The following is a 22718-nucleotide window of genomic DNA, read 5'->3' as shown; positions in this document are numbered from 1 at the left end:
CGACCTGATTCACAGTGAAAACGTGACCGTTGTGGCCGGTTCTCGCCGTCCGCGAGGGTGGGTCCATGCGCCGACTCCTTGCCTGCCTGGGCGTTGCCACCCTGCTGTCGACCCTCGCCCCCGCAACCGCTTCCGCGGCCACTGTCGACTGGCATCCGTGTGACGGCCAGCCGGCGGTGGACTGCGCCACGGTGCCCGTTCCCGTGGACTGGACCCGTCCGCACGGGCCGACCACACCGATGGCCGTCGCCCGGCTGAAGGCGGCGAAACCGGCGCAGCGCAAGGGTGTGCTGATGGTCAACCCCGGCGGTCCGGGCGGTTCCGGCGTCAGCTACGTGGAGGCCATCGCCCACAGCGCCCGCTACCAGGCGCTGGCCGACTCGTTCGACATCGTCGGCTTCGACCCGCGCGGCGTCGGGGCCAGCGCGGATATCCGGTGTGACAGCAAGGTTCTGGAAGAGCCGGTCGAGTTGGTGCCGACGACCCGTGACCAGTACCGGAACCTGTTGGCGCACAACGACCGGGTGGCCAAGAACTGCCGGCAGCTGAACGGGCCGCTGTTCGATCACGTGGACACCGTGAGTGTGGTGCGGGACATGGACTTCCTGCGCGAGCAGCTCGGCGAATCCAAGATCAGCTATTACGGCGTCTCGTACGGCACGCAGATCGGCCAGCAGTATCTGGAGCGGTACGGCCGGAATCTGCGGGCCATCGTGCTCGACTCCAACATGGACCACAGCATCGGTGCCTTCCGCTACGAGGCCACGGCCGCGCTGGCGTTCGAGAACTCGTTCAAGGACTTCGCTTCCTGGTGCGACCGCACGCCGTCGTGCTCGCTACACGACCAGGATGTGTTGGCACTGTGGGACAATCTCTACGCCAAGGCGTCGGCCGGCACTCTGGGAGACATCACACCGGCCGGCCTTCGCGACCGCGCGTTCAGCGCCATGTACCACCCGGCCCGCGACTGGTTCGCCCTCGCCGACGCCCTCAAGCAGCTGGCCGCCGGCACCGTCCACCTCGCGCCGCCGTCCGACACCGAGGACAACAGCTACCAGGCCATCTGGTGCTCCGACTGGACCTGGCCCAACATCGACAACTTCTCGTCGCTGAGCGCCCTGCGCGCCACCTCCGAGGCCGTCGCCCCGCACACCCACTTCTCCGACTTCTTCTCCGACGTCACCAACTGCCTCGGCTGGACCGGGCCGCTGAACAATCCCCAGCACGCGTTGCACGTCCGCAACGCCCCACCGGTGCTGATGACCAACGGCATCCACGACGTCGCGACCCCGTACGAGTGGGCCCAGAACGTCGTCACGCAGATCCCCACCGCGCGGCTGCTCACCTACGACGGCACCGGCCACGGCGACTACGGCAACAGCCTCTGCGCCCGTGACGCCATCAACGCCTACCTGCTCGATCTCACGCTGCCGGCCCGCGGCACCCACTGCGCGGCGGAATGGCCGACAACTCCGCCGGCAGCAACCTTTGCCCCGACGAACGTCCCCAAGCCCACGCACTGAAATCCCGCTCGAGGCCGGCGGCGATCAGCTCAGCAGCTGGTCGAAGCCGGCCTTGATGCGGTCCACGCTCATGCCGTTCTCGCGCTGATGGACGTACTGCGCCGCGGCCAGCGGCGCCATCAGCGCGTCCGCCCGGAAGTCCGCGTCGACGTCCGGTTCGACCTCGGCGATGAGCATCGCCAGGTGGTTGTGGTGCAACCGGTAGGCGCCGGTGACGAAGCGCGCCATCGGCGTCTCGGTCTCCGCGACCATCAGCAGCTTTCCCTGGTCTTCCAAGCGATCCACGAATGCGTGCACGAACGCGCGGATCCGCTCGCTCGCGGGCGCGCCCGGTCCCAGCGGCGGTGGGCCGCCGATGAACGCCGCCTGGAACTCGCGTTCGTTCTCCTCGAGCAATGCGTGCGCCAGCGCGCCGCGATCGGGGTACCGCCGGTAGACCGTGCCGACGCCGACTCCGGCTGCCGCGGCCACCTCGTCCAGGGCGAGGCTCTCCACCCCGCGCGTGGCGACCAGCTTGGCCGCGGCCCGCAGGATCTTCTGCCGGTTGCGCGCCGCGTCGGCTCGCTCCGTGGGGCCGGACCCGGAGATCGGAAGCACCGCGGCAGCCTAGCCGGTTGACAAGTGGAACTTTCTCCACTTCTATAAGTGGAAGAAATTCCACTTAGCTCCGGAGGCGATGATGACGGTGCAACGGTTTGGCGTCGACACCCCGACGTCCTGGTTTCAGCGGCTGGACCAGCAGATCTTCCTGGCCGACGTGCTCAACCAGGAACACGGCGCACAGATGAGCGTCGGCTACGGCCGGTACGGCAAGGGCGAGACCAACCCGTGGCAGGTGAACTACGACGAGGTCCTGGTCATCACCAAGGGCCGGTTCACCGTCAACGGGCCGGGCGGTCCCGTGTCGGCCGGCGTCGGCGAGCTGCTCTACCTGCGCGCCGGGACCCAGGTCGACTACGTTGCCGACGAGGACACGGAGATGGTGTACGTGACCTACCCGCACTGGTATGCCGCGACAGCGGAATCCCCCAGGCGGACCTGCTCAAGGAGTGGCACGTCGCATAACGCCCGGCCCTTCCTGGACGCCTGAGGTCACAACCGGCATTCCGTGAGCAGGTCCTGTGCCGCCGCGACATCCGCGGCGGCCAGGACGTGCTCGACGCGGACGGCGAAATCCGTTGGTGCGCAAGGCAACTTGGCGGCGGAGGCGACGGCGTTCTTCTCCGTCGCCAGCCAGGCGCCGGCCCGGGCGTGCAGGACGTGCACCAGACAGCCGATGCCCCGGAACAGGAAACCGTTGGCGGAGAAGCGATCTCCGCGCGCTGCCGGCACCACGGCGTTGTCGACGCTGAACCGGGCCTCGAAGCCGTAGGTCCGCTCGATCGCGGCGGCCAGCGTTGGGGGATACGGATCGAGGGCCGCCAGCACCTCGGCCAGCGCCCCGGCGCGGTCGACGAGGACCTGACAGGTCGCGAGCTCGGCCAAGTACGCGTAAGAGAAGAAACCCAGGGGATGGCCGACCTGCTGTTCGCAGCGGACGACGCCTTGCTGGATTTCGGCGAGGACGGCGTCGACCCGGTCGAGGTCCCGCCAGAGCAGGTCGGTCTTGGAACCGGGCGTCCGCAGCCACGCGCCGCCGTCGACCCACGGACCCCATTCGCCGGGCGCGGCCACGGACGATCCGGGGTACTCGGCGGCGATTTCGCGGAGAGCGGACAAGTCCATCTCACCCCGGCGGTAGACGCCGATATCGGTGTCGGAATGGGCATCGGCGGTGCCACGGGCCCTCGACCCGCCGAGCACGACACCCACTACTCCGGCCACGTCGGCAATACGGTTGGCCAGGGGAAACAGATCGGTCACAGGGCGTAGCCTGCCCGATCCCGAACCGACGTACCACCGCATTTTACCCTGCCCGACCGCCTGATGCCGGCAGAACGGCCACCGTGACGTGACGAAGTGGGCCGGTGGAGTTGCTCCACGTCGACCCGCTTGCCTGGGGCTATTAGCTTCATGGGGGTGACAGTTGTTCCGACCCCATCCCACTCGCTGCCGACGACCGTGGGCCAGTTGCGCGCCGCGGGGCACGAGCCCCGCTCCGTGAAGGCCGAGCTGCGGGACAACCTGCTCGACGCGCTGCGCGCCGGGCGCGACCCGTGGCCGGGCATCGTCGGTTTCGACCGCACGGTCCTGCCGCAGCTGGAGCGCGCGATCATCGCCGGCCACGACGTCGTGCTGCTCGGCGAGCGCGGCCAGGGCAAGACCCGCCTGCTGCGCACCCTCGCCGGCCTGCTCGACGAGTGGACGCCGGTGATCGACGGCGCCGAGCTCGCCGAGCACCCGCTCGACCCGATCAGCCCCGCCGCCCGCCGCCGCGCCGCCGAACTCGGCGACGAGCTGCCGGTGGCCTGGCTGCACCGTTCCCAGCGCTACACCGAGAAGCTGGCCACCCCCGACACCTCGGTCGGCGACCTCATCGGCGACGTCGACCCGACCAAGGTGGCCGAGGGCCGCAGCCTCGGCGACCCCGAGACCATCCACTTCGGACTGGTGCCGCGGGCCCACCGCGGCATCGTGGCCATCAACGAGCTGCCCGACCTGGCCGAGCGCATCCAGGTGTCGCTGCTCAACGTGATGGAGGAGCGCGACATCCAGATCCGCGGCTACACGCTGCGGCTGCCGCTGGACGTGCTGCTGGTGGCCACGGCCAACCCCGAGGACTACACCAACCGCGGCCGGATCATCACGCCGCTCAAGGACCGCTTCGGCGCGGAGGTGCGCACGCACTACCCGCTCGAGGTGGCCGGCGAGATCGACCTGATCCGCCAGGAGGCCCAGCTCGTCGCCGAGGTCGGCGACCACCTGGTCGAGGTGGTCGCACGCTTCGTGCGGCACCTGCGCGAGTCGGCGTCGGTCGACCAGCGTTCCGGCGTGTCCGCCCGGTTCGCCATCGCGGCGGCCGAGACGGTCGCCGCCGCGGCGCTGCGCCGGGCCGCGCTGACCGGTGAGCCCGAGGCCGTGGCCCGTCCGGTCGACCTGGAGGCCGTGCCGTCGGTGCTGCGCGGCAAGCTGGAGTTCGAATCCGGCGAAGAGGGCCGTGAGCACGAGATCCTGGAACACCTGCTGCGCCGGTCGGTGGCCGACACCGCCCGCGGCAAGCTGGCCGGGCTCAACCTGCGGTCGCTGGCCGAGGCCGTGACCGACGGCCACCCGGTGGCCACCGGCGAGCGCGTGCCGGCGTCCGAGGTGCTGGCGGCGCTGCCGGAACTGCCGGTGCTGCACGAGGTCGCGGCGCGCCTCGACATCAAGCCGGACCAGCCGGCCGGCTGGATCGCCTCGGCCGTCGAGTTCGCGCTCGAGTACCTGTACCTGAGCCGCCAGCTGGGCAAGGACGCCGACGACGAGATGACGGTCTACGGCTGATGGCCACCCCGGCACGGCGTTACCGCTACCACGAATGGCTGGGTGGCGATGATCCGCTCGCCCCGCCGCCGGATCTGCGGGCGGCGCTGGACGAGCTGGGGCGCGAGGTGATGGAGGGCTCGTCGCCGCAGGCCGCGCTGCGCGAGCTGATGCGTCGGGGCGTGCAGGGCACGCAGGGTCTCGACGACCTGACCCGCCGGGTGTGGGAGCGGCGCTCGCAGATCCAGCGCCGCAACAACCTGGACGGCACCATGCGGGAGGTGCAGCGCCTGCTCAACGACGCCCTCACGGCCGAGCGGCGGGAGCTGTTCCCCAACCCGTCCGACGACGCGCGGTTCCGGGAAGCGCAGCTGGACGCGCTGCCGCCCGGCACCGCGGCCGCCGTCACCGAGCTGTCCAACTACGACTGGCAGTCCTCGGACGCCCGCGAGTCGTACCGGCAGATCCAGGACCTGCTCGGCCGGGAGATGCTGGAACAGCGGTTCCAGGGCATGAAGCAGGCCATGCAGAACGCCACGCCGCAGGACGTGGAGCGGATTAAGGACATGCTGTCCGATCTGAACTCGTTGCTGTCGGCGCACTCGGCGGGCGAGGACACCACCGAGCAGTTCCAGGAGTTCATGGCCAAGCACGGCGAGTTCTTCCCGGAGAACCCGCGCAACACCGACGAGCTGGCCGATCTGCTGGCGCAGCGTTCCGCTGCGGCACAACGGATGTTGAACTCGATGACCGACGAGCAGCGGGCGGAGTTGGCCCAGCTGGGCCAGCAGGCGTTCGGCGACCCGAGCCTCGGGGCGCAGCTCGACCTGCTCGACGCGCACCTCCAGCAGCTGCGGCCGGGGGAGGACTGGAACGGCTCGGCCCGGTTCCGTGGCAAGAACCCGATGGGACTGGGCGAGGGCGCCCAGGCCATGCAGGATCTGGCCGAGCTGGACGCGTTGGCCGAGCAGCTGGCCCAGTCGTATCCGGGCGCTTCGCTGGAGGACATCGACGTCGAGTCGTTGGTCCGCCAGCTCGGGCAGGAGGCCGGCGTCGACGCCCGTCGACTGTCCGAAATGGAGCGTGCGCTGCGGCAGCAGGGTCTGCTGGAGCGGGCGGCCGACGGCAGCCTTCGGTTGACGCCCAAGGCTTTGCGCCGCCTCGGCGAGACGGCGCTGCGTCAGGTCGTCGACCAGCTGCGGGGTCGCGGCGAGCGGGACAGCGACAAGGCCGGCGCGGCCGGTGAGCCGACGGGTTCCACGCGGGCGTGGGAGTTCGGCGACACCGAGCCGTGGGACGTGTCGCGGACCGTGCGCAATGCCGTGCTGCGCACCGTTTCCTCCGGCGGCGGCAAGGTTCGGCTGGCCGTCGAGGACGTCGAGATCACCGAGACCGAGCAGCGGGCCCGGGCCGCGGTCGCGCTGTGCGTGGACACCTCGTGGTCCATGGTGCAGGACGGGCGGTGGCTGCCGATGAAGCGCACCGCGTTGGCCCTGCACCAGTTGATCAGCACCCGATTCCGTACGGATGCGTTGCAGCTCATCACGTTCGGGCGGCATGCGACCACTGTGGACATTGGCGAGCTGACCGCGCTGGAGGGCGCGTGGGAGCAGGGCACCAACCTACACCACGCGTTGTTGCTGGCCGGCCGGCATGTTCGTCGGCATCCCGATGCGCAGCCCGTGGTTCTTGTCGTCACCGACGGCGAGCCCACCGCGCACCTGGAGTCCGACGGCGAGGCCGTGTTCAACTATCCGCCGCTGGAACGCACGTTGGGCAAGACGTTGGTGGAAGTGGATTCGCTGGCCAAGCTCGGCGCGTCCATCAGCGTGTTCCGCCTCGGCGACGAGCCGCGGCTGGCCCGCTTCGTCGACGTCATCGCCCGTCGCAGCGGCGGTCGCGTGATCGCCCCCGACCTCGACGGCCTCGGCGCCGCCGTCGTCGGCGACTACCTGCGCAACCGCCGCCGGAGCTGACGTCCGACCGCCTGGCGTCCCCTTTCTCGGGACGCCAGGCGGTTTCTCAGCGTCGGTACGTGAAGTAGAAGCTGGCGCTGGTGATCAGGCCGAGCGCGCACACCACCAGGCCGACCGCGAGCCAGACGTAACCGGCGTCGCTGACCGTGGTGATCTCGATCGCCGTGGTGCCACTGCCGGTGTCCACGATCTGCTCGGACTTCGAGTTGGCGATCGTGACCACCATCCAGATGCCGGCCGCCAGGAACACCGCCGCGAAGGCCAGCCACCACGAGCCGACCTTGCGCGCCCAGTCCATCCGCTCGGCGCGGACCACGCCGGGGTAGCGGCTCCTGATCGCGTCTTCCAGCGCGTAGCGGTCGGCGGTCGTGTTGTCGAACCGGGCCTTCTGGCCGTTGTCGAACGAGACCAGGACCCGGCCGCCGCCCAGCCGCTGGGACAGCGCGGTTTCCTTCAGTGAGCGGCTGATCACCAGGTCGTCGATGCTGTCCCAGGTCCAGCCGCGGACCTGGCGGGCCGTGGCGTGCACCAGGCCGTGTTGGCGGACCTCGAAGTACTCGTCGGAGCCGCCGCGCAGCGCCCGGCCCAGCGAGATCGCCGCGATCCACAGGCCGACCAGGCCGATGCCCAGCGTGACGCCGACGTTGCGGTTGAGCGCGTAGCTGACCGTGTCGTCCACGGTGACGAACAGGTAGCCACCCAGCACGGTGCCGACCGCGCCGATGGCCAGTGCCCAGAAGCCCGTCACCAGGCGGCGCTTGTTGTTCACGGGGTGCTTGCTCAGCACCGCGCCGAAGTCGTCGATCGTCTCCACGCGCGGGACCATAACCGTCACGCCTGACCGGGGCCGGTAGCCCTTGATCCACTTGCCGCAAGGGCGTCAGGCGTTGTCGGTCAGCACCTCGTCGACGAACTTGTTGAGGCTGGCCACCGTCCTGGCCACGTCTTCGTCCACAGTGGACGTCGGCTTGAGGCTCGGCGTGCTCGGCTTGCGCTTGCCGCGCAGGTAGAGGCTGCAGGCCAGGTCGGCGCAGATGTAGGTGCCGACCGTGTTGCCCAGCTTGCCGGCGTTGCCGATCCGGCGGGCCGCGAACAGCGACACGTCGGCCGCCGTGTGCGTCGTCATGCACAGCGCGCAGACCGACCGCTTGAGCTGGCTCAGATGCGGCGCCGCCGCGCGCATCGCCAGGCCGACCACCTTGCCGTCGCGGGGCAGCACCAGGTACGCGTTGGCCGGCGCCTTCGGGTCGCGCCAGCCGAGAAAGTCCAGGTCGGCCCAGTCGACGTCGGCCAGCCGCCCCGGCAGGCTCAGCCGGCGGGCTTCCCCTTCGAGCAGTTCACGAAGGAGGCGCGGATGGTTGCTTCGTCGAGAGGTTCCACGGCCCGATCATGCCTGACGGTGGCAATCGGTTTTCCCAGCTCACCGCACCGCCACCAGCGGCATCCCGGGGTCGGTCAGTGCCCCCACCTGCACCATCGTGCCCGCCGGCCGGCACTCCGCCGCTTCGAGCGCCTCCCGTCATAGTTCTCGTCCGCCGCCCTCGATTCGCGTCCCGACACCAGCCGTCGGCTGCTCCGTCAAGACGTCCCGGTTGTACCCCCGCCGTTGCCCGAACATCCTCGGCTCGACATCCGTCCATTGCGGGCACCGGACTCGACCCCGCGGCCGACACCCCCGGCCCAAGATCAAGGGACGAATCCTCTCGTTGAACGTCAGGAAGGACCCCTTCCTGACGCCACCGCAAGATCAAGGGACCGATACTGACGTTCAACGTCAGTAAGGGGCCCTTCCTGACATCAGGACGGCGCCAGGTGGGTGTTCAAGAAAGCGGTGGCCAGCTTCCATGCGGCGGCGGCGGCTTCGGGGTGGTGGAACATGGGGGCGGCGTGGTTGTGGAAGGCGTGCCCGGCCTGCTCCTGGACGTGGATCTCGACGCCGGGCCGGCCGGCGACGGCGGCCTCGACCTGGGCGACGGCGGAGCGGGGGATGTAGGGGTCCTGGCCGCCGAAGTGGAACTGGAGGGGGCAGGTGATCTGGTCCAAGAGGGAGAGCTGGGAAGGCACCGTGGAGCCGTAGAAGGAGACGACGGCGTCGGGGGAAGCCACGGCGGCGAGGGTGTAGGCGAGGGAGCCGCCGAGGCAGAAGCCGAGGGCGCCGGCCTTGCCGGTGACCTCGGGGAGGGAACGAAGGTGGGCTAGGGCGGCGGCGACGTCGGAAACGCCGGACGCGGGGTCGAACTCGCCGGCTACGGCCATGGAGGCGGAGAGGCCGGCCTCGTCGTGGCCGGAAGACCAACCGGGGTCGGTACGCCAGAAGAGGTCCGGCACGCCGACGACGAAGCCGGCGGCGGCCAGCTCGGCGGCGACGGAACGCAGGTAGTCGTCCAGACCGAAGATCTCCTGGACCAACACGATGGCGGGCCCCTGCCCGCCGGCCGGCAGCCATACCGGCAGGTCGAAGTCGCCGACGCTGTCCACACGAGTCGTCACGAGGTGCGGTTCTACCAGCTCGACGGTCTCAGGTCGATAACGACCGTGGTCACGGGGCAACGTTAATTCAGAGGATCCGTCTACTCCCTGTACGGCACAATGGGGGTGATCGTCGCGCGTCGACGATCGCCGAATGCACTGAACTGTGGGGGGAACCACATGAACGGGGCGGCGCTGGCCGTCGCGATGACGGCTGCCGTTTATCTGCTGGTCGTCATTGCGCCGGGGCTGCTTGTCGGGTATGCGTCAGGAATTCGTGGCTGGTTGTTGGCGGCTGCGGCGGCACCATTGACGTATGGTGTAATTGGTATCTACGGGCCATTGGTGCCGCTGATCGGACTGCGGTGGAATGTGCTTACGCTGCTGGCGGTGAGTGTGCTGTCGGCGGCGATCGCCTACGGCCTCGGGCGGCTGACAAGGACTGAACGGAGGCCGCAGAGCCTGGATTGGCCCAGGTCAAGGCACTGGATGCTGGCCGGGGCGGTGCTGGTGGCGACCGGTGTGGGCCTGCTGGCTATGGGTCGCGCGAGTGGCTTCACGGCGATCCCACAATGGTGGGATGCCTCGTTCCACGCCAACGCGATCCGGTTCATCGCCGACTCGGGCAACTCGTCGCCGGCGGCGCTGAAAGCCGTCAATGCGACGGCGAGTAATAACTTCTTCTACCCGAACGCGTATCACGTGCTGGATGCCACGGTACAGCAGCTCGGCGGCTGGCCGATTCCGCAGGTCATGGACGTGAGCAATGGTTTTCAGGCCGGTCTGTTCAGCCTGTCGATTGCGGTCATGGTTGCCCGGACAACGAGAATGCCGGCACTGGCGGCGGCGTCGGCCATTCTGGCCTGCGCATTCACCCAATTCCCCTATGACACGCTCACCTGGGGCCCGCTGTTCCCGTTCACGGCCGGCGTGGCCCTCATCCCGGCCCTGCTGGCGCTGCTCGGCCGGGCCATGGACGCACCGAGCCCGGGCACGGTCCTCACCACGGCGATCGCCGGCGTCGGCCTGACGGCGGTGCACCCGAGCGTGACGGTCGCGGCGGTCATCCCGGCGGCGTTCTTCCTGGCCCAACGCTGGATCACGCGCCGCAGGGTCCCGCTGGCCGACCTGCGAACCCTGCTGCTCATCGCCGTGGTCGGCGGCCTCACCGGCGTCTTCCAGGTGCTGGGCACGCTCAGCGCGGCCGGCGGCGGGGGATCGGCCTGGAAGGCGGACTGGACGGCCTGGCAAGCGGTCGAGGAGTTCACCACGGGCAGCCGCTCGATCGGCCTGCCGGAGGTCTGGCTGGCCGGCCTGTGCGCGGTCGGCGTGATCGGCCTGTTCCTGCTGCGCAGCACCCGGCCGCTGCTGTGGTGGCTGGTCGGCGGCGCGGTGTTCGCGGTGCTGTTCGTGCTGGACTCGTCCTCCGAGGCTCCATGGGTACGGGCGGTCACGCAGCCGTGGTGGAACGACTCCTGGCGGCTGGACGCGATCGGCGCGATGGGCTCGGTGGTGCTGGCCGCGGTCGGCCTGGTCACGATCGGCCGCCTGCTCAGTCGCGTCACACCCCGCCTGACCTCAGTGGCGGCGGTCGGCCTGGTGGCGCTGCTGGTGATCATCGCCACCAGGGGCCTGTACGTGAACCGCAACACCGAACGCCTGGCCCAGGCGTTCTCGGACGGCCCGGTCGTCTCCCACACAATGGAGGCCGGCATGGAGGAGTTGGCCCGGCTGGCCCCGGCCGGCTCGCTGGTGATGAACGACCCGTTCGACGGCTCGCCGTGGATGTGGTCGCTGGCCGGCGCGCACCCCGTGTTCGGCCACGCCCTGATCCTGCCCGGCGACGCGGTCCCGGCCGGCCCGCAGCGCATGCTGCTGTTCAACCGGTTCAACATGCTGGACACCGACCGCGCGGTGCAGGCGGCCGTGCGCGACCTGAACATCCGCTACGTCTTCGTGTCGCAGGGGCAGATCGTCGGGGCCAAGCCGTCCCCCATCCCCGGCCTGAAGGGACTTGACCAGGTCCGGAGCCTGACACCGGTGTGGCGGAATTCCCAGACCGCCGTGTACGCGGTGTCGTCCCAGATCGTGGACGGCTGATTCGGCCGGTCGGTCGGGGTGTGCTGTCCCACGTCGGCCCCCAAGTTAGTGTCGGTGTCATGCAGACCTGGTCCTCAGTCCCGGTACCCCGGGTCCCCGGCACGCCCCGACCCCTGCGGCTGTTCGACACCTCGACCGCGCAGGTCCGGCCGACCGCCCCCGGCGAGACGGCGACCATCTACGTCTGCGGGATCACCCCGTACGACGCGACCCACCTCGGCCACGCCGCCACGTACCTGGCCTTCGACCTGGTGCAGCGGCAGTGGCTGGACAACGGGCACCAGGTCCACTACGTGCAGAACGTGACCGACATCGACGACCCGCTGCTGGAGCGGGCCGAGCGCGACCAGGACGACTGGGTCGTGCTGGGCATGCGGGAGACGGCGCTGTTCCGCGAGGACATGGTGGCGCTGCGGGTGCTGCCGCCGCGTGAGTTCGTCGGCGCGGTGGAGGCCATCCCGGAGATCGTCGAGTCCATCGCCAAGCTGCTGGCCAGCGGCGCGGCCTACCGGGCCGACGACCCGGAGTTCCCGGACGTCTACTTCGACCGCAACGCCTCCGGCCACTTCGGCTACGAGTCCAACTACGACATCCCGACCATGACCGAGTTCTTCGCCGAGCGCGGCGGCGACCCGGACCGGGTCGGCAAGCGGGACCCGCTGGACGCGCTGCTGTGGCGGATGGCCCGGCCGGGCGAGCCGTCGTGGGAGTCGGAGCTGGGCGCGGGCCGTCCGGGCTGGCACATCGAGTGCAGCGCGATCGCCCTGAACCGGCTGGGCGACGGCTTCGACGTCCAGGGCGGCGGCTCCGACCTGGTCTTCCCGCACCACGAGTTCAGCGCGGCGCACGCCGAGGCGCTGACCGGCCGGCACCCGTTCGCCCGGCACTACGCGCACGCCGGCATGATCGGGCTGGACGGCGAGAAGATGTCCAAGTCCCGCGGCAACCTGGTGTTCGTGTCCCGGCTGCGGGCCGACAACATCGACCCGGGCGCGATCCGGCTGGCCCTGTTCGCCGGGCACTACCGTCAGGACCGGGCCTGGACCGACGGCCTGCTGACCGAGGCCAAGGCCCGCCTGGCCCGCTGGCGGGAGGCCGTTGCGCTGTCGTCGGCGCAGGACGCCACCGACACCGTCGCCCGGCTGCGTGACCACCTGTCCGACGACCTGGACACGCCGAAAGCCCTTGCCGCGCTTGACGCCTGGGCCGAGCAGGCGCTGACCCACGGCGGCTCGGACGAGCAAGCGCCGGCGCTGATCCGCACCGCCGTCGACGCCCTGCTGGGCATCGAGCTCTGAGTGCCACATGCGCTTCCTATGTGGCATCAGATGCCACATAGGAAGCGCATGTGGTGTCAGCCGCTGAGGTAGCGCCAGTCCTCGGAGAGGGCGAAGCCTAGGGATTCGTAGAGCGGCCGGGACATGGTGCTGTTCTGGGTGATCCCGTAGCGCGCGCCGGCGGCGACGGCGTGCCGGAGGCGGGCGGCGACCAGGGCGCGGTAGTAGCCGTGCCGGCGGTGGCGGGCCGGCACGGTGCCGTTGTACAGCGCCACGTACTCGCCGATGACCACGTTGAAGCCGGCGGCGACGGCCTCGCCGTCCACCTCGAGCACGAAGGCGGTGCAGCCGGGGGCGTCGAGCAGCGCGGGCTCGGTGAAGACGTCCGCCATCTCCTGCGGCATCTCGAACCCCTCGGCCAGCACGGCGGCGTACACGGCGCCGTCCTGGCCGGTGATCCCGCGGACGGTGGCGCCGGCCGGGACGGCGGTCAGCGGCGGCTGCGAGATGTCGGCGGCCAGCAGGGGGAGCGTGCTGACGTTGGTACGGCCGTGCCGGGCGGCGATGTCGCGCACGCCGGCCTCGGGCTCACCGCGGGTCTGAATGCTCCACGGCACGCCCATTGCCGCTATTTCCTTGGCGAACGCGTCGACCTCGGCCAGATCGGGGTCGGGTGCGACGGCCACACAGTTCAATGTGGACACCGGCAGACCGGTGTACAGCAGCCTCGTGCCGGCCGCGCCTTCCCGCGTCAGCATGCCGGGGCACAACTCGGTGAACCGGCGAAGCGTGTCGTAGAAGGCGTTCACGGCGGCGTCGACATCGATCTGCTGGCCCATGTCTCGGTACGCTACCCGCGCGACCGTGGTCCGCACGTCCGGCGCTGACCGAAAATCCCCGCCGGACTGCCGAATACGAGCGTTTCTTGTGGACGTTCAGCTGAGCCTTACCTTATTGATTTCACGTTGCGATCATGGGGGTTCGCTGGCAGCGTCGGATCGGCCGAACACGACGCCATGAGGAGAGCTCATGACCACCACGGAAATGCCGGTCGTCAGCGAGTGCACGGTGACCGGCTGTTCCTACAACCACGACGGGTGCCACGCGTTCGCGATCACGGTGAGCGGCGAGAACGGCAGCGCCGACTGCGCGACGTTCATCCCGCTGGCCCGCAAGGGCGGCCTGCCAAGGGTGATGGCCCAGGTCGGGGCCTGCTCCCGCAGTGATTGCCTGCACAACCAGGACCTGGAGTGCACGGCGGCCGGCGGCGTGCGGGTCGCGCCGGGGGAGGGCGGGCACGCCAGCAACTGCATGACGTACACCAGGGGCTAGCCGAATCGCGGCCGGGGAACGCTGTTCCCCGGCCGCGAATTCGATTATTTCGACTGGCCTAGTTCGAACGGGCGGTGAACACCGCGAAGCTCGGGCTGCGGCGGAGGTCGGCCCAGAACTCCTCGCCGAGGTCGTCGTCGGGGATGACGGTGGGCGCGCGGCGCACGTCGACCAGGCCGGCCCGCGACAGGGCCGTCTCGAACGCGCCCGGCGGCCAGAAGAAGGAGTCGAAGGCGAAGGCCGGGTCGTCCAGCACCCGGACCGAGACCGGCTGCCGGAAGGTCGCCTCGCCGGTCCTGATCACGTCGTAGCCGTAGCGGCCGTAGGGGCCGGCGAGGATGTCGAAGTCGGCGTCGGGATTGGGGACCAGCACCACGAGCGTGCCGCCCGGCACCAGGTGCGCCGCGAGGTTGGCCGCCATCTGGTCGAGGCTGTCGGGGTTGTCGGCGTAGCCCAGCAGCCACACCGCCGTCACGACGTCGAACCGCCCCAGGTCGGGCAGCGCGGCGGCGTCGGCCTGGTGGTATTCGATACCGCGCGGCTCCTTGCGCTCCACGTGGTTCGCGTACGCCAGCATCTCGGCCGCGGAGTCGACGCCGACCACCCTCGCGGCCCCGAGGTCGACGAACCTGCGGGGATAGAAACCCGTTCCACAGGCCACGTCCAGCACGGACCGGCCGGCCAGGTCGGGCAGCGCCGACAGGAAGGTGGCCTGCTCGGCGCGGCCGGTGGGGATGTGCTTGGCCCGCTCGTAGGTCTGGCCGAGCGCGTCGTACTGTTCGTCGGATTCCGCCATGGCCCCGACGGTAGCGGCCGGGGCGCCTCCCGAACGGGCAGAGGCGAGCGCGGAACCGGTGTCACCCCTTCCGGTGATTCGACACGATCGACTTCCGGGGCGGCGCAAGACAACCGGCGAATGTACGGGGCGTCGGCGGCCGTGGCTCGGCCGGGGTGCCCGTAGCGGGTCGACCGCTCTCCACGTCCTGGAGACGACAGATGTGGACGGGTGTCCCGGCTCACTTCCGACACCCTACGAAGGTCGGGTCAAGCAGTCGTGACGGATCCGAAAAAAGGCTTCCCACCTCGGGATCTGTTGTCCCTGAAAGTATCCGTGGAGAAGGTGTGGAGACGGCATTGATTGGCTGTGGATCTGGACAGGGCAGGGTGGAGATCGATGGGAGGTGGATCGGTGGGGTGGAGAGAGCGCTCCCACCGAGCGGGTGAATGATCGTGCAGCGTCGCTCGTGCTCAGGGGCACGTTCGGTCAGGTGCCGTCGCGCCGCCGGGGCGGTGTCCCATAGGACGTTCGCGTGGGCGTCGAGGGACTGGCGCGCCATCCGGCTTCCGTCCACTATGGACCTGCTCAGGCAGTCGAGGAGGCCGGCCGTGACAGCACGTTGGTTACCGCGCGCCGGTGACCAGCGCACATGCCCGCCACCCGGCCGAGTGTGAAGCAGGTCACAGGCCCGAACCGGTTTTGTCGCTCGTCCGTGTGAAGCGTGTGCCGGGAAGCGGAACGGAACCTCGACGCAAGACAAACGGTACGACATTGTTGTGATGTAGTTCCCGCATGGCCTGGTGCAAACGTCGAATAACGTTCCTGTAGCTTTTTCACGTCCGTCGGCTCATGCATCCCGACCTGGGAAGTTTGAACCGGTGGGGCCACCGCTGGACAAGCCTGGTGAGGGACCTTAGGGCACTCATCGCTTGCCATTGATCCCCTGTAGTACAACAGCGACTCATCGCCTCACATAGCCTTTGATGAGCGTGCCGCCGCGACCATGGAGTCAGACTGATGAGCATCGTGATCGTCAAACGATCGCAGCGCGTCGCCGGCCCGGCCCTGCCGACCGGGGAGGTGGAGCTGGCCGAGCCGCCCGTGCTCGGCGAGCCCGCCGGTCTCGACTTCAGCTCGGCCATGGTCTACCTGCCGATGGGTCTCGGCAGCGCCGCGATGGTCATGATGTTCTCCATCGCCGGCAGCTCGCCGACCGTCTACATGATGTCCGGCATGATGGGCGTCTCCATGGTGTCCATGAGCGTCACCCAGATCGGGCGCCAGGGCATGGAGCGCAAGCGCAAGATGCGCGCCGAGCGCCGCGACTACCTGCGTTACCTGGCCCAGCTGCGCGGCCAGGCCCGCGCCGCGGCCGATGAGCAGCGCGCCGCCTCCCGTTGGGACAATCCCGAGCCTTCCTCGCTTTGGTCGCTGGTCTCGGGTCCGCGGCTGTGGGAGCGCCGGGCCAGCCACGAGGACTTCGGCCGGGTCCGCATCGGCCTTGGCGCGCAGCGTGCCGCGCTGGAGTTCATCCCGCCGCGCACTCGCCCGATCGAGGACCTCGAACCGCTGACGGCGATCGCGCTGCGTCGCTTCATCCGCGCCTTCCGCACCGTCGGCGACCTGCCCATCGCGGTCGGCCTGCGCAGCTTCACCAGCGTCGAGTTCGCCGGCGAGGCCGGCCCGGTGCTGGCCCTGGTCCGCGCCATGCTGCTGCAACTGGCCGTGCTGCACTCGCCGGACGACCTGAAGATCGCCATCCTGACCGACGAGCCGGGCAGCGCCGAGTGGGACTGGTGCAAGTGGCTGCCGCACGTCACGCACGCCGCCATGCGTGACGGCGCCGGCCCGCTGCGGCTGGTCTCCGACGACCACGACACGCTGATGGACCTGCTCGGCGCGGCCGTCACCGACCGCCCCGACTTCGACCGCACCGTGCCGCCCGGCCCGAACGAGCCGTTCCACGTCGTGGTGGCGCACCGGGTGCAGATCCCCGAGCACTCCCGGCTGCTGGACACCGGCCTGCGCAACGTGGTGCTGCTGGACGTCACCGGCGCCATGCACGGCGGCCCGGACGTGCTGCGGCTGACCGTGTCCGGCGCCGAGGTGGAGTTCCCGGCCGGCGAGAACACCGGCAAGGCCGTGGTCGACACGGTCAGCGTCACCGCCGCCGAGAACGTGGCCCGGCAGCTGGCCCCGATGCGCACCAGCGGCACCGTGGACCTGATCGAGCAGCCGCTGGAGAGCAACTTCGACCTGACGGCGCTGCTGGGCATCCGCGACGCCCGCAACTTCGACGTGCAGAACCAGTGGCGGCCGCGGCGCAACCAGAAGGCGCGGCTGACCGTGCCGGTCGGCGTCACCGAGAGCGGCGAGGTCGTCGAGCTGGACATCAAGGAGTCGGCGCAGGGCGGCATGGGCCCGCACGGCGTGCTCATCGGCGCCACCGGCTCGGGCAAGTCGGAGTTCCTGCGCACGCTGGTGATCGGCCTGGCCTCGACGCACTCGTCCGAGGTGCTGAACATGGTGCTGGTCGACTTCAAGGGCGGCGCCACGTTCATGGGCATGGACAAGCTGCCGCACACCAGCGCCGTGATCACCAACCTCCAGGACGAGCTGCCGCTGGTCGACCGCATGCAGGACTCGATCAGCGGCGAGATGAACCGCCGCCAGGAGTTCCTGCGCCAGCACGGCTACTCCTCGCTGTACGACTACGAGAAGGCCCGCGCCGGCGGCGCGCAGCTGGCCCCGTTCCCGGTGCTGTTCGTGGTGGTCGACGAGTTCTCCGAGCTGCTGTCGTCCAAGCCGGAGTTCATGGACCTTTTCGTCCAGATCGGCCGGTTGGGCCGGTCGCTGGGCGTGCACCTGCTGCTGGCTTCGCAGCGTCTGGACGAGGGCCGCATCCACCGGGTCGAGGGCCACCTGTCCTACCGGATCGCGCTGCGCACCTTCTCGGCCATGGAGTCCCGCAGCGTCATCGGCGTGCCCAGCGCGTACGAGCTGCCCTCGGCCCCCGGCCACGGCTTCCTCAAGATCGACACGACCAACCTGGTGCGGTTCAAGGCGGCCTACGTCTCCGGGCCGTGCCCGGACGGCCCCGGCGAGTCCGCCGCCGCGCAGAACCGGGCCGTCGGCGAGGTCGCCCCGTTCGCGCTGCTGCCCGGCCGCATCCGCCGTCCCGAGGACGACGAGCCGGAGCAGGTGCGCGAGGAGCGGCTCGAGTCGGCCAACGACGACGAGGACAGCCTGATGGAGGTCCTGATCGACCGGCTGGTCGACCAGGGCCCGCCGGCCCGCCAGGTGTGGCTGCCGCCGCTGGCCGCCTCGCCCAGCCTCGACGAGCTGCTGCCCGGCATCGTGCCGGACCCGGTCCGCGGCATGACCGCGCTGGACCACCCGGCCACCCGCTCGCTGCGTGTGCCGCTGGGCATCGTCGACCGCCCGTACGAGCAGATCCGCGAGCTGCTGGTGGCCGACCTGTCCGGGGCCAACGGCCACGTCGGCCTGGTCGGCGCGCCGCAGTCCGGCAAGTCCACCCTGCTGCGCACGCTGATCCTGTCGCTGGCGCTGACCCACACGCCGGACGAGATCCAGTTCTACTGTCTCGACCTGGCCGGCGGCGGCCTGGTCTCCACGGCCGGCCTGCCGCACGTCGGCTCGGTGGCCACCCGCCTCGAGCGCGACCGGGTGCTGCGGACCATCGAGGAGATCTCGCAGGTGCTGGAACGCCGCGAGCAGGTGTTCGCGCAGGCCGGCATCGACTCCATGGTCGCCTACCGGCAGGGCCGCACCACCGGCCGCATCCAGGACCCCAACGGCGACGTGTTCCTGATCGTCGACGGCTGGAGCACGCTGCGCAACGACTTCCCCGACCTGGAGCCGCGGGTCAACGAGCTGGCCTCCCGCGGCCTGGCCTTCGGCGTGCACGTGGTGATCGCGTCCAACCGCTGGTCGGAGATCCGCCCGGCGACCCGGGATCCGTTGGGCACCAAGCTGGAGCTGCGGCTGGGCGACCCGGTCGAGTCCGAGCTGGGGGCCCGCGTGGCGGCCCGGGTGCCGGAGCAGCCCGGCCGCGGCCTGACCCACACCAAGTTCCACTTCCTGGCCGGCCTGCCCCGGATCGACAGCTCCTCGGCCACCGACGACCTGACCACGGCGACCAAGGCGGCGTGCGAGGAGATCGCGACGTTCTGGGGCGGGCAGCGCGCGCCCGAGGTGCGGATGCTGCCGACCCGCCTGCCGATGGGCGACCTGCCGGCCCCCGAGGGCAGCCGGTTCTGCATCGGCATCGACGAGCAGCGGCTCGCGCCGGTGTGGCACGACCTCGAGCAGACGCCGCACCTGTCGGTGTTCGGCGACACCGAGGTCGGCAAGACCAACATGCTCAAGCTGATCATCCGCAACGTGATCGGCCGCTACAGCCCGCAGGAGGCGCGCATCCTGCTCGGCGACACCCGCCGGCAGCTGCACGACGACGTGCCCGAGCCGTACCGGATCGGCTACGCGGTCGACGCCGACGCGCTGACCGACCTGATCGCCAACGCCGGCGTCTCGATGACCAAACGCATGCCCGGCAAGGACATCACGCCGGAGCAGCTGGCCAAGCGGGACTGGTACTCGGGTCCGAAGCTGTTCATCCTGGTCGACGACTACGACCTGCTGGTCAGCGGCGGCAGCATGGCCTCGCCGACGCAGCCGCTGATCCCGCTGCTGGCCCACGGCGCCACCATCGGCATGCACGTGGTGATCTCGCGCAGCACCTCCGGCGCGATGCGGGCGATGATGGACCCGCTGCTGCGCCGCATGTGGGAGCTGGGCAACCCGGGCGTGCTGCTGAGCTACCCCAAGGAAGAGGGCAAGTTCCTCGGCGAGGCCAAGCCGCGCACGCTGCCGCCGGGCCGGGCCCAGCTGGTCACCCGCCGGTCCATCCGCCTGTTCCAGAGCGGGGCCGCGTGATGATCGCCACCTCGCGTCATACCCAGAACCTGAGCACGTCTCACTCCCGGCACGGATCCTGGACAGGAGCACAAGAATGAGGCCCACGGACGCGATCGGCGCGGACGCGTCGTTCCCGGCCACGCCGCGCGGGACCATGGTGGCCGTCCAGGACGCCCCGGTCGAGCAGGTGGCGCTGGCCGGTGGCGCCGGCGGCGCGGACCTGTGCCGGATCACCGTGCACGGCCCGGACGGCCGGGCCGACCTGGCCATCCCGGCCGCGGCCACGTTCGGGCTGCTGCTGCCCGTGCTGGCCCGGCACGTCAACCGGGGCCAGGACGAGGGCAAGGACTGGGTGTTGCAGCGGCTGGGCGAGCCCCCGCTTGACCTGGACGCCACGCCGGAGCAGGCCGACCTGCACGACGGCGACGTGCTCTACCTCCGCGCGGCCGTGGCCCCGATGCCCGAGCTGACCTACGACGACCTGGCCGACGGCGTCGGCGAGGCCATCGCCGCCCGGCCGGACCGCTGGCGGCCCGAGTCGACCCGGCGGATCTTCCTGGGCCTGGCCACGCTGACCGTGGTCGTGCTCGGCGTCGCCGTGCTGTTCGCCGGCGGACCCGGTGGCCTGCTGGCGATCTACTGCGGCGTGATCACGTTGGCCCTCGGCGGTGGCGCGGTCGCCATCCACGAGATCACCCAGGACCGCCCGCTTTCCTACGTCGGCGGCGTCGCCGCCTGCGTGTTCGCCGCGGCCGCCGGCCTGATCGGCCAGCAGGACGTGGCCGATGTGCTTGCCCCACAGCCGTCCGGGGTTCTGCTGTCGGGCATCTGCGTGGTGCTGGTCGCGGCGGCGCTGGCCGCCGCGACCAGGGGCGGCATCGCCGTCTACGGCGCGGCCGGGCTGCTCGGCCTCTGCGGCATCCTCGGCTCGGTGCTGCTCACCGGCACCTCGGCCGACGTGCCCGGCGCGGTCAGCATCGTCGCCGTCTTCCTGTTCCTGTTCGCCACGTTCGGCGCGCGCATCGCGGCCCGGCTGGCCCGGCTGAGGGTGCCGAACCTGCCGCGCACCACCGAGGAGCTGCAGACCGACATCGACCCGGCGCCGGCCAACCAGGTGGCGGCCAAGGCGGCCATCGCCGACGGCTACCTGACCGCGGTCATCGTGGCCGCATCCATCGTGTCCATTGTGGACTGCCTGGTGCTGGTGCGGATGGTCGAGGGCTGGATCGGCTGGGTGCTGCCGCTGGTGTTCGGGCTGGCCGCGCTGCTGCGGGCCAAGTCGCTGCTGTCGGTGTGGCAGCGCGGATCCACGGTGTGGGCCGGCGCCCTGATCATCACCTCGGTGGTGCTGAACTACGCCTTCTCGCTGTCCCCGACCGGCCGCATCGGCCTGCTCGTCGGCGTGCTGCTGGTCGTGGTGGCGCTGGTGATCGGCGCGTGGCGGCTGCCGCAGACCCGGCTGCTGCCGATCTGGGGCCAGGTCGGCGACATCGCCGAGCTGTGGACCGCGATCGCGCTGGTGCCGCTGCTGCTGGTCGTGCTGGACGCGTACCACTGGTTCCGGGCGCTGGCGGGCTGAGGCATGCAGAGTCGACGCGATCACGTCCAGGCCTACCAGTTCGTCACCTCCCGCCTGGCCAGCGCCCTGACCACCGGCGACCCCGGCCGCGGCGAGCCGCCGCTGCGCCGGTCATCGCTCGGCCTGATGTGGGGCGTGCTGGTCGCCGTGCTGCTGTGCCTGGGCTTCGCGGTGTACGGCCTGATCGTGCCGGGCGGCAACACCGACTACAAGAAGGCCGGCGCGATCGTGGTGGAGAAGGAGACCGGCAACCGGTACCTCTACCTCGAGGGCGCGCTGTACCCGACGCTGAACACCGCCTCGGCCATGCTGTTCTACGCCGGCAGCAACCAGACCGGGCAGTTCACCCCGGTCTCCCGCAACTCGCTGGTCGGCGTGCCGCACGGCGCGGCGGTCGGCATCCCCGGCGCGCCGGATTCCGTGCCGCAGGCCAAGGACATGGTCGGGCCCGAGTGGTCGCTGTGCGCGGCCCCCGGCGCGACCGCGCCGTCCCTGGTGATCGACATCGACCCGAACACCAGGACCACCGGGCTCGACGACAACGCCCGCTACCTGGTGCAGGGACCGGACCAGGTCAACTACGCGGTCTGGCGCAGCCGCATCTTCCCGATCGCCTCGCACACCGCGCTGGTCGCGCTGGGCTTCGGCGACGTGCCGCCGACCAAGGTGCCGACCGTGTGGATCCACCAGCTCGACCAGGGCCCGACCCTGGACGTGCCGAAGATCCCCGACGCCGGGACGAACTTCCAGGCCGGGCTCAAGGTCGGCGACCTCGTGCGGGCCGACGCGGGTGGCGAGCAGCAGACCTTCGTCGTGCGCAAGGACGGCGTCGCCCCGGTCAACCCGACCGCGCTGGCCCTGTTGCTCGGCCAGCCGGGCGCCGCGCAGCCCAAGCAGATCAGCACGGCCGAACTGGCCACCCTGCCCGAGTCGGCCGACCACACGCTGTTGCAGGGCACGCCGAACCTGGTTTCCGCCCGCAACTTCATCGCCGACCAGGCGATGTGCGTGCTCCAGCACTCGCGCGGCGACGTGGTCGGCAAGGGGGAGCTGGTGATCGAGCCGCTGCCGGTGTACGCCGGGCGGACCCTGATGAACGTGCCGCCGGGCAAGGGAATGCTCGCGGTGGCCGAGCCGGCGCCGTCGCAGGCCAACAACCGGACCTACTACCTGATCACCGACCAGGGCGAGAAGTTCCGGGTGGCGCAGCAGGCCTTCGGACCGCTCGGGCTCGGCAACGCGCCGGTCGGCGTGCCCAAGGAGGTGCTGGACGCCATGCCGTCCGGTCCCGACCTGGTGATGGGCAAGGCCGTGTTGACGGCGAATCGCGGAGGAGGGCAGTGA

Annotated in this window: 17 protein-coding genes; 10 read left to right on the top strand and 7 right to left on the bottom strand. The window is 70.4% G+C overall.

The features are described from left to right. Window positions 1-65 precede the first annotated feature (65 nt). The gene (locus tag M3Q35_RS19450) at window positions 66-1523 is read left to right on the top strand and encodes an alpha/beta hydrolase (protein ID WP_273943312.1); all 1458 of its coding nucleotides are present in this window, start codon (window positions 66-68) and stop codon (window positions 1521-1523) included. 24 nt (window positions 1524-1547) lie between these two features. Here the strand turns inward: M3Q35_RS19450 and M3Q35_RS19445 are convergent, their stop codons facing one another. Next, a complete protein-coding gene (locus M3Q35_RS19445) occupies window positions 1548-2120 on the bottom strand; it encodes a TetR/AcrR family transcriptional regulator (RefSeq protein ID WP_273943311.1) in 573 nt (190 codons plus the stop codon). A gap of 82 nt (window positions 2121-2202) precedes the next feature. On the opposite strand from M3Q35_RS19445, the gene M3Q35_RS19440 reads away from it, so the two are divergent. Further along, window positions 2203-2613 (top strand): cupin, encoded by a 411-nt coding sequence (locus M3Q35_RS19440; protein WP_273943310.1) that lies wholly within the window; start codon window positions 2203-2205, stop codon window positions 2611-2613. A 2-nt stretch (window positions 2614-2615) separates the two neighbouring features. Here the strand turns inward: M3Q35_RS19440 and M3Q35_RS19435 are convergent, their stop codons facing one another. Next, a complete protein-coding gene (locus M3Q35_RS19435) occupies window positions 2616-3386 on the bottom strand; it encodes a nucleotidyltransferase domain-containing protein (RefSeq protein ID WP_273943309.1) in 771 nt (256 codons plus the stop codon). Window positions 3387-3536: 150 nt separating this feature from the next. Between M3Q35_RS19435 and M3Q35_RS19430 the strand changes: the two genes are divergently transcribed. Then, on the top strand, window positions 3537-4946 hold the full coding sequence (locus M3Q35_RS19430) for an ATP-binding protein (RefSeq protein ID WP_379794377.1): 1410 nt from the start codon (window positions 3537-3539) through the stop codon (window positions 4944-4946). Then, a complete protein-coding gene (locus M3Q35_RS19425; protein WP_273943307.1) occupies window positions 4946-6901 on the top strand; it encodes a VWA domain-containing protein in 1956 nt (651 codons plus the stop codon). The genes M3Q35_RS19430 and M3Q35_RS19425 overlap by 1 nt, the downstream gene beginning before the upstream one ends. Window positions 6902-6947: 46 nt before the next feature. On the opposite strand, the gene M3Q35_RS19420 is transcribed toward M3Q35_RS19425, so the two are convergent. The 3 genes from M3Q35_RS19420 to M3Q35_RS19410 all read right to left on the bottom strand — a co-directional run bounded on the left by M3Q35_RS19420 (window position 6948) and on the right by M3Q35_RS19410 (window position 9391). Continuing rightward, window positions 6948-7715: a hypothetical protein gene (locus M3Q35_RS19420; RefSeq protein ID WP_273943306.1), complete on the bottom strand. Its 768-nt coding sequence runs from the start codon at window positions 7713-7715 to the stop codon at window positions 6948-6950. 66 nt (window positions 7716-7781) lie between these two features. Further along, entirely contained in the window at window positions 7782-8171 is a 390-nt protein-coding gene (locus M3Q35_RS19415; RefSeq protein ID WP_337960638.1) for an FBP domain-containing protein, read from the bottom strand. Window positions 8172-8698: 527 nt separating this feature from the next. Then, a complete protein-coding gene (locus M3Q35_RS19410; RefSeq protein ID WP_273943305.1) occupies window positions 8699-9391 on the bottom strand; it encodes a dienelactone hydrolase family protein in 693 nt (230 codons plus the stop codon). A gap of 159 nt (window positions 9392-9550) precedes the next feature. Between M3Q35_RS19410 and M3Q35_RS19405 the strand changes: the two genes are divergently transcribed. Next, the gene (locus M3Q35_RS19405) at window positions 9551-11470 is read left to right on the top strand and encodes a DUF6541 family protein (protein WP_273943304.1); all 1920 of its coding nucleotides are present in this window, start codon (window positions 9551-9553) and stop codon (window positions 11468-11470) included. A 59-nt stretch (window positions 11471-11529) separates the two neighbouring features. Then, window positions 11530-12768 (top strand): cysteine--1-D-myo-inosityl 2-amino-2-deoxy-alpha-D-glucopyranoside ligase, encoded by a 1239-nt coding sequence (mshC, locus tag M3Q35_RS19400; RefSeq protein ID WP_273943303.1) that lies wholly within the window; start codon window positions 11530-11532, stop codon window positions 12766-12768. Window positions 12769-12824: 56 nt separating this feature from the next. On the opposite strand, the gene M3Q35_RS19395 is transcribed toward mshC, so the two are convergent. Further along, on the bottom strand, window positions 12825-13586 hold the full coding sequence (locus M3Q35_RS19395) for a GNAT family N-acetyltransferase (protein WP_273943302.1): 762 nt from the start codon (window positions 13584-13586) through the stop codon (window positions 12825-12827). A gap of 190 nt (window positions 13587-13776) precedes the next feature. Between M3Q35_RS19395 and M3Q35_RS19390 the strand changes: the two genes are divergently transcribed. Continuing rightward, window positions 13777-14079: a DUF1540 domain-containing protein gene (locus M3Q35_RS19390; RefSeq protein WP_273943301.1), complete on the top strand. Its 303-nt coding sequence runs from the start codon at window positions 13777-13779 to the stop codon at window positions 14077-14079. A gap of 58 nt (window positions 14080-14137) precedes the next feature. Here M3Q35_RS19390 and M3Q35_RS19385 read toward each other — a convergent pair whose 3' ends face one another. After that, on the bottom strand, window positions 14138-14875 hold the full coding sequence (locus M3Q35_RS19385; RefSeq protein ID WP_273943300.1) for a class I SAM-dependent methyltransferase: 738 nt from the start codon (window positions 14873-14875) through the stop codon (window positions 14138-14140). A 999-nt stretch (window positions 14876-15874) separates the two neighbouring features. On the opposite strand from M3Q35_RS19385, the gene eccCa reads away from it, so the two are divergent. From eccCa to eccB, 3 genes are all read left to right on the top strand, one after another. Further along, window positions 15875-19813: a type VII secretion protein EccCa gene (gene eccCa / locus M3Q35_RS19380; protein WP_273943299.1), complete on the top strand. Its 3939-nt coding sequence runs from the start codon at window positions 15875-15877 to the stop codon at window positions 19811-19813. A 76-nt stretch (window positions 19814-19889) separates the two neighbouring features. Beyond that, window positions 19890-21374 (top strand): type VII secretion integral membrane protein EccD, encoded by a 1485-nt coding sequence (gene eccD, locus M3Q35_RS19375; RefSeq protein WP_273943298.1) that lies wholly within the window; start codon window positions 19890-19892, stop codon window positions 21372-21374. Window positions 21375-21377: 3 nt separating this feature from the next. Further along, the gene (eccB, locus tag M3Q35_RS19370; RefSeq protein WP_273943297.1) at window positions 21378-22718 is read left to right on the top strand and encodes a type VII secretion protein EccB; all 1341 of its coding nucleotides are present in this window, start codon (window positions 21378-21380) and stop codon (window positions 22716-22718) included.

This window comes from Kutzneria chonburiensis (assembly GCF_028622115.1).
GTDB lineage: Bacteria > Actinomycetota > Actinomycetes > Mycobacteriales > Pseudonocardiaceae > Kutzneria > Kutzneria chonburiensis.
The sequence above is the reverse complement of the archived record's forward strand: the minus strand, read 5'-3'. Positions and strand labels throughout refer to the sequence as shown.

Excerpts from the sequence above, each read along its gene's own strand:
- M3Q35_RS19450 (WP_273943312.1), top strand. The coding sequence starts at position 66 with ATGCGCCGACTCCTTGCCTGCCTGGGCGTTGCCACCCTGCTGTCGACC.
- M3Q35_RS19440 (WP_273943310.1), top strand. The coding sequence starts at position 2,203 with ATGACGGTGCAACGGTTTGGCGTCGACACCCCGACGTCCTGGTTTCAG.
- M3Q35_RS19430 (WP_379794377.1), top strand. The coding sequence starts at position 3,537 with ATGGGGGTGACAGTTGTTCCGACCCCATCCCACTCGCTGCCGACGACC.
- M3Q35_RS19425 (WP_273943307.1), top strand. The coding sequence starts at position 4,946 with ATGGCCACCCCGGCACGGCGTTACCGCTACCACGAATGGCTGGGTGGC.
- M3Q35_RS19405 (WP_273943304.1), top strand. The coding sequence starts at position 9,551 with ATGAACGGGGCGGCGCTGGCCGTCGCGATGACGGCTGCCGTTTATCTG.
- mshC (WP_273943303.1), top strand. The coding sequence starts at position 11,530 with ATGCAGACCTGGTCCTCAGTCCCGGTACCCCGGGTCCCCGGCACGCCC.
- M3Q35_RS19395 (WP_273943302.1), bottom strand. The coding sequence starts at position 13,586 with ATGGGCCAGCAGATCGATGTCGACGCCGCCGTGAACGCCTTCTACGAC.
- M3Q35_RS19390 (WP_273943301.1), top strand. The coding sequence starts at position 13,777 with ATGACCACCACGGAAATGCCGGTCGTCAGCGAGTGCACGGTGACCGGC.
- M3Q35_RS19385 (WP_273943300.1), bottom strand. The coding sequence starts at position 14,875 with ATGGCGGAATCCGACGAACAGTACGACGCGCTCGGCCAGACCTACGAG.
- eccCa (WP_273943299.1), top strand. The coding sequence starts at position 15,875 with ATGAGCATCGTGATCGTCAAACGATCGCAGCGCGTCGCCGGCCCGGCC.
- eccD (WP_273943298.1), top strand. The coding sequence starts at position 19,890 with ATGAGGCCCACGGACGCGATCGGCGCGGACGCGTCGTTCCCGGCCACG.
- eccB (WP_273943297.1), top strand. The coding sequence starts at position 21,378 with ATGCAGAGTCGACGCGATCACGTCCAGGCCTACCAGTTCGTCACCTCC.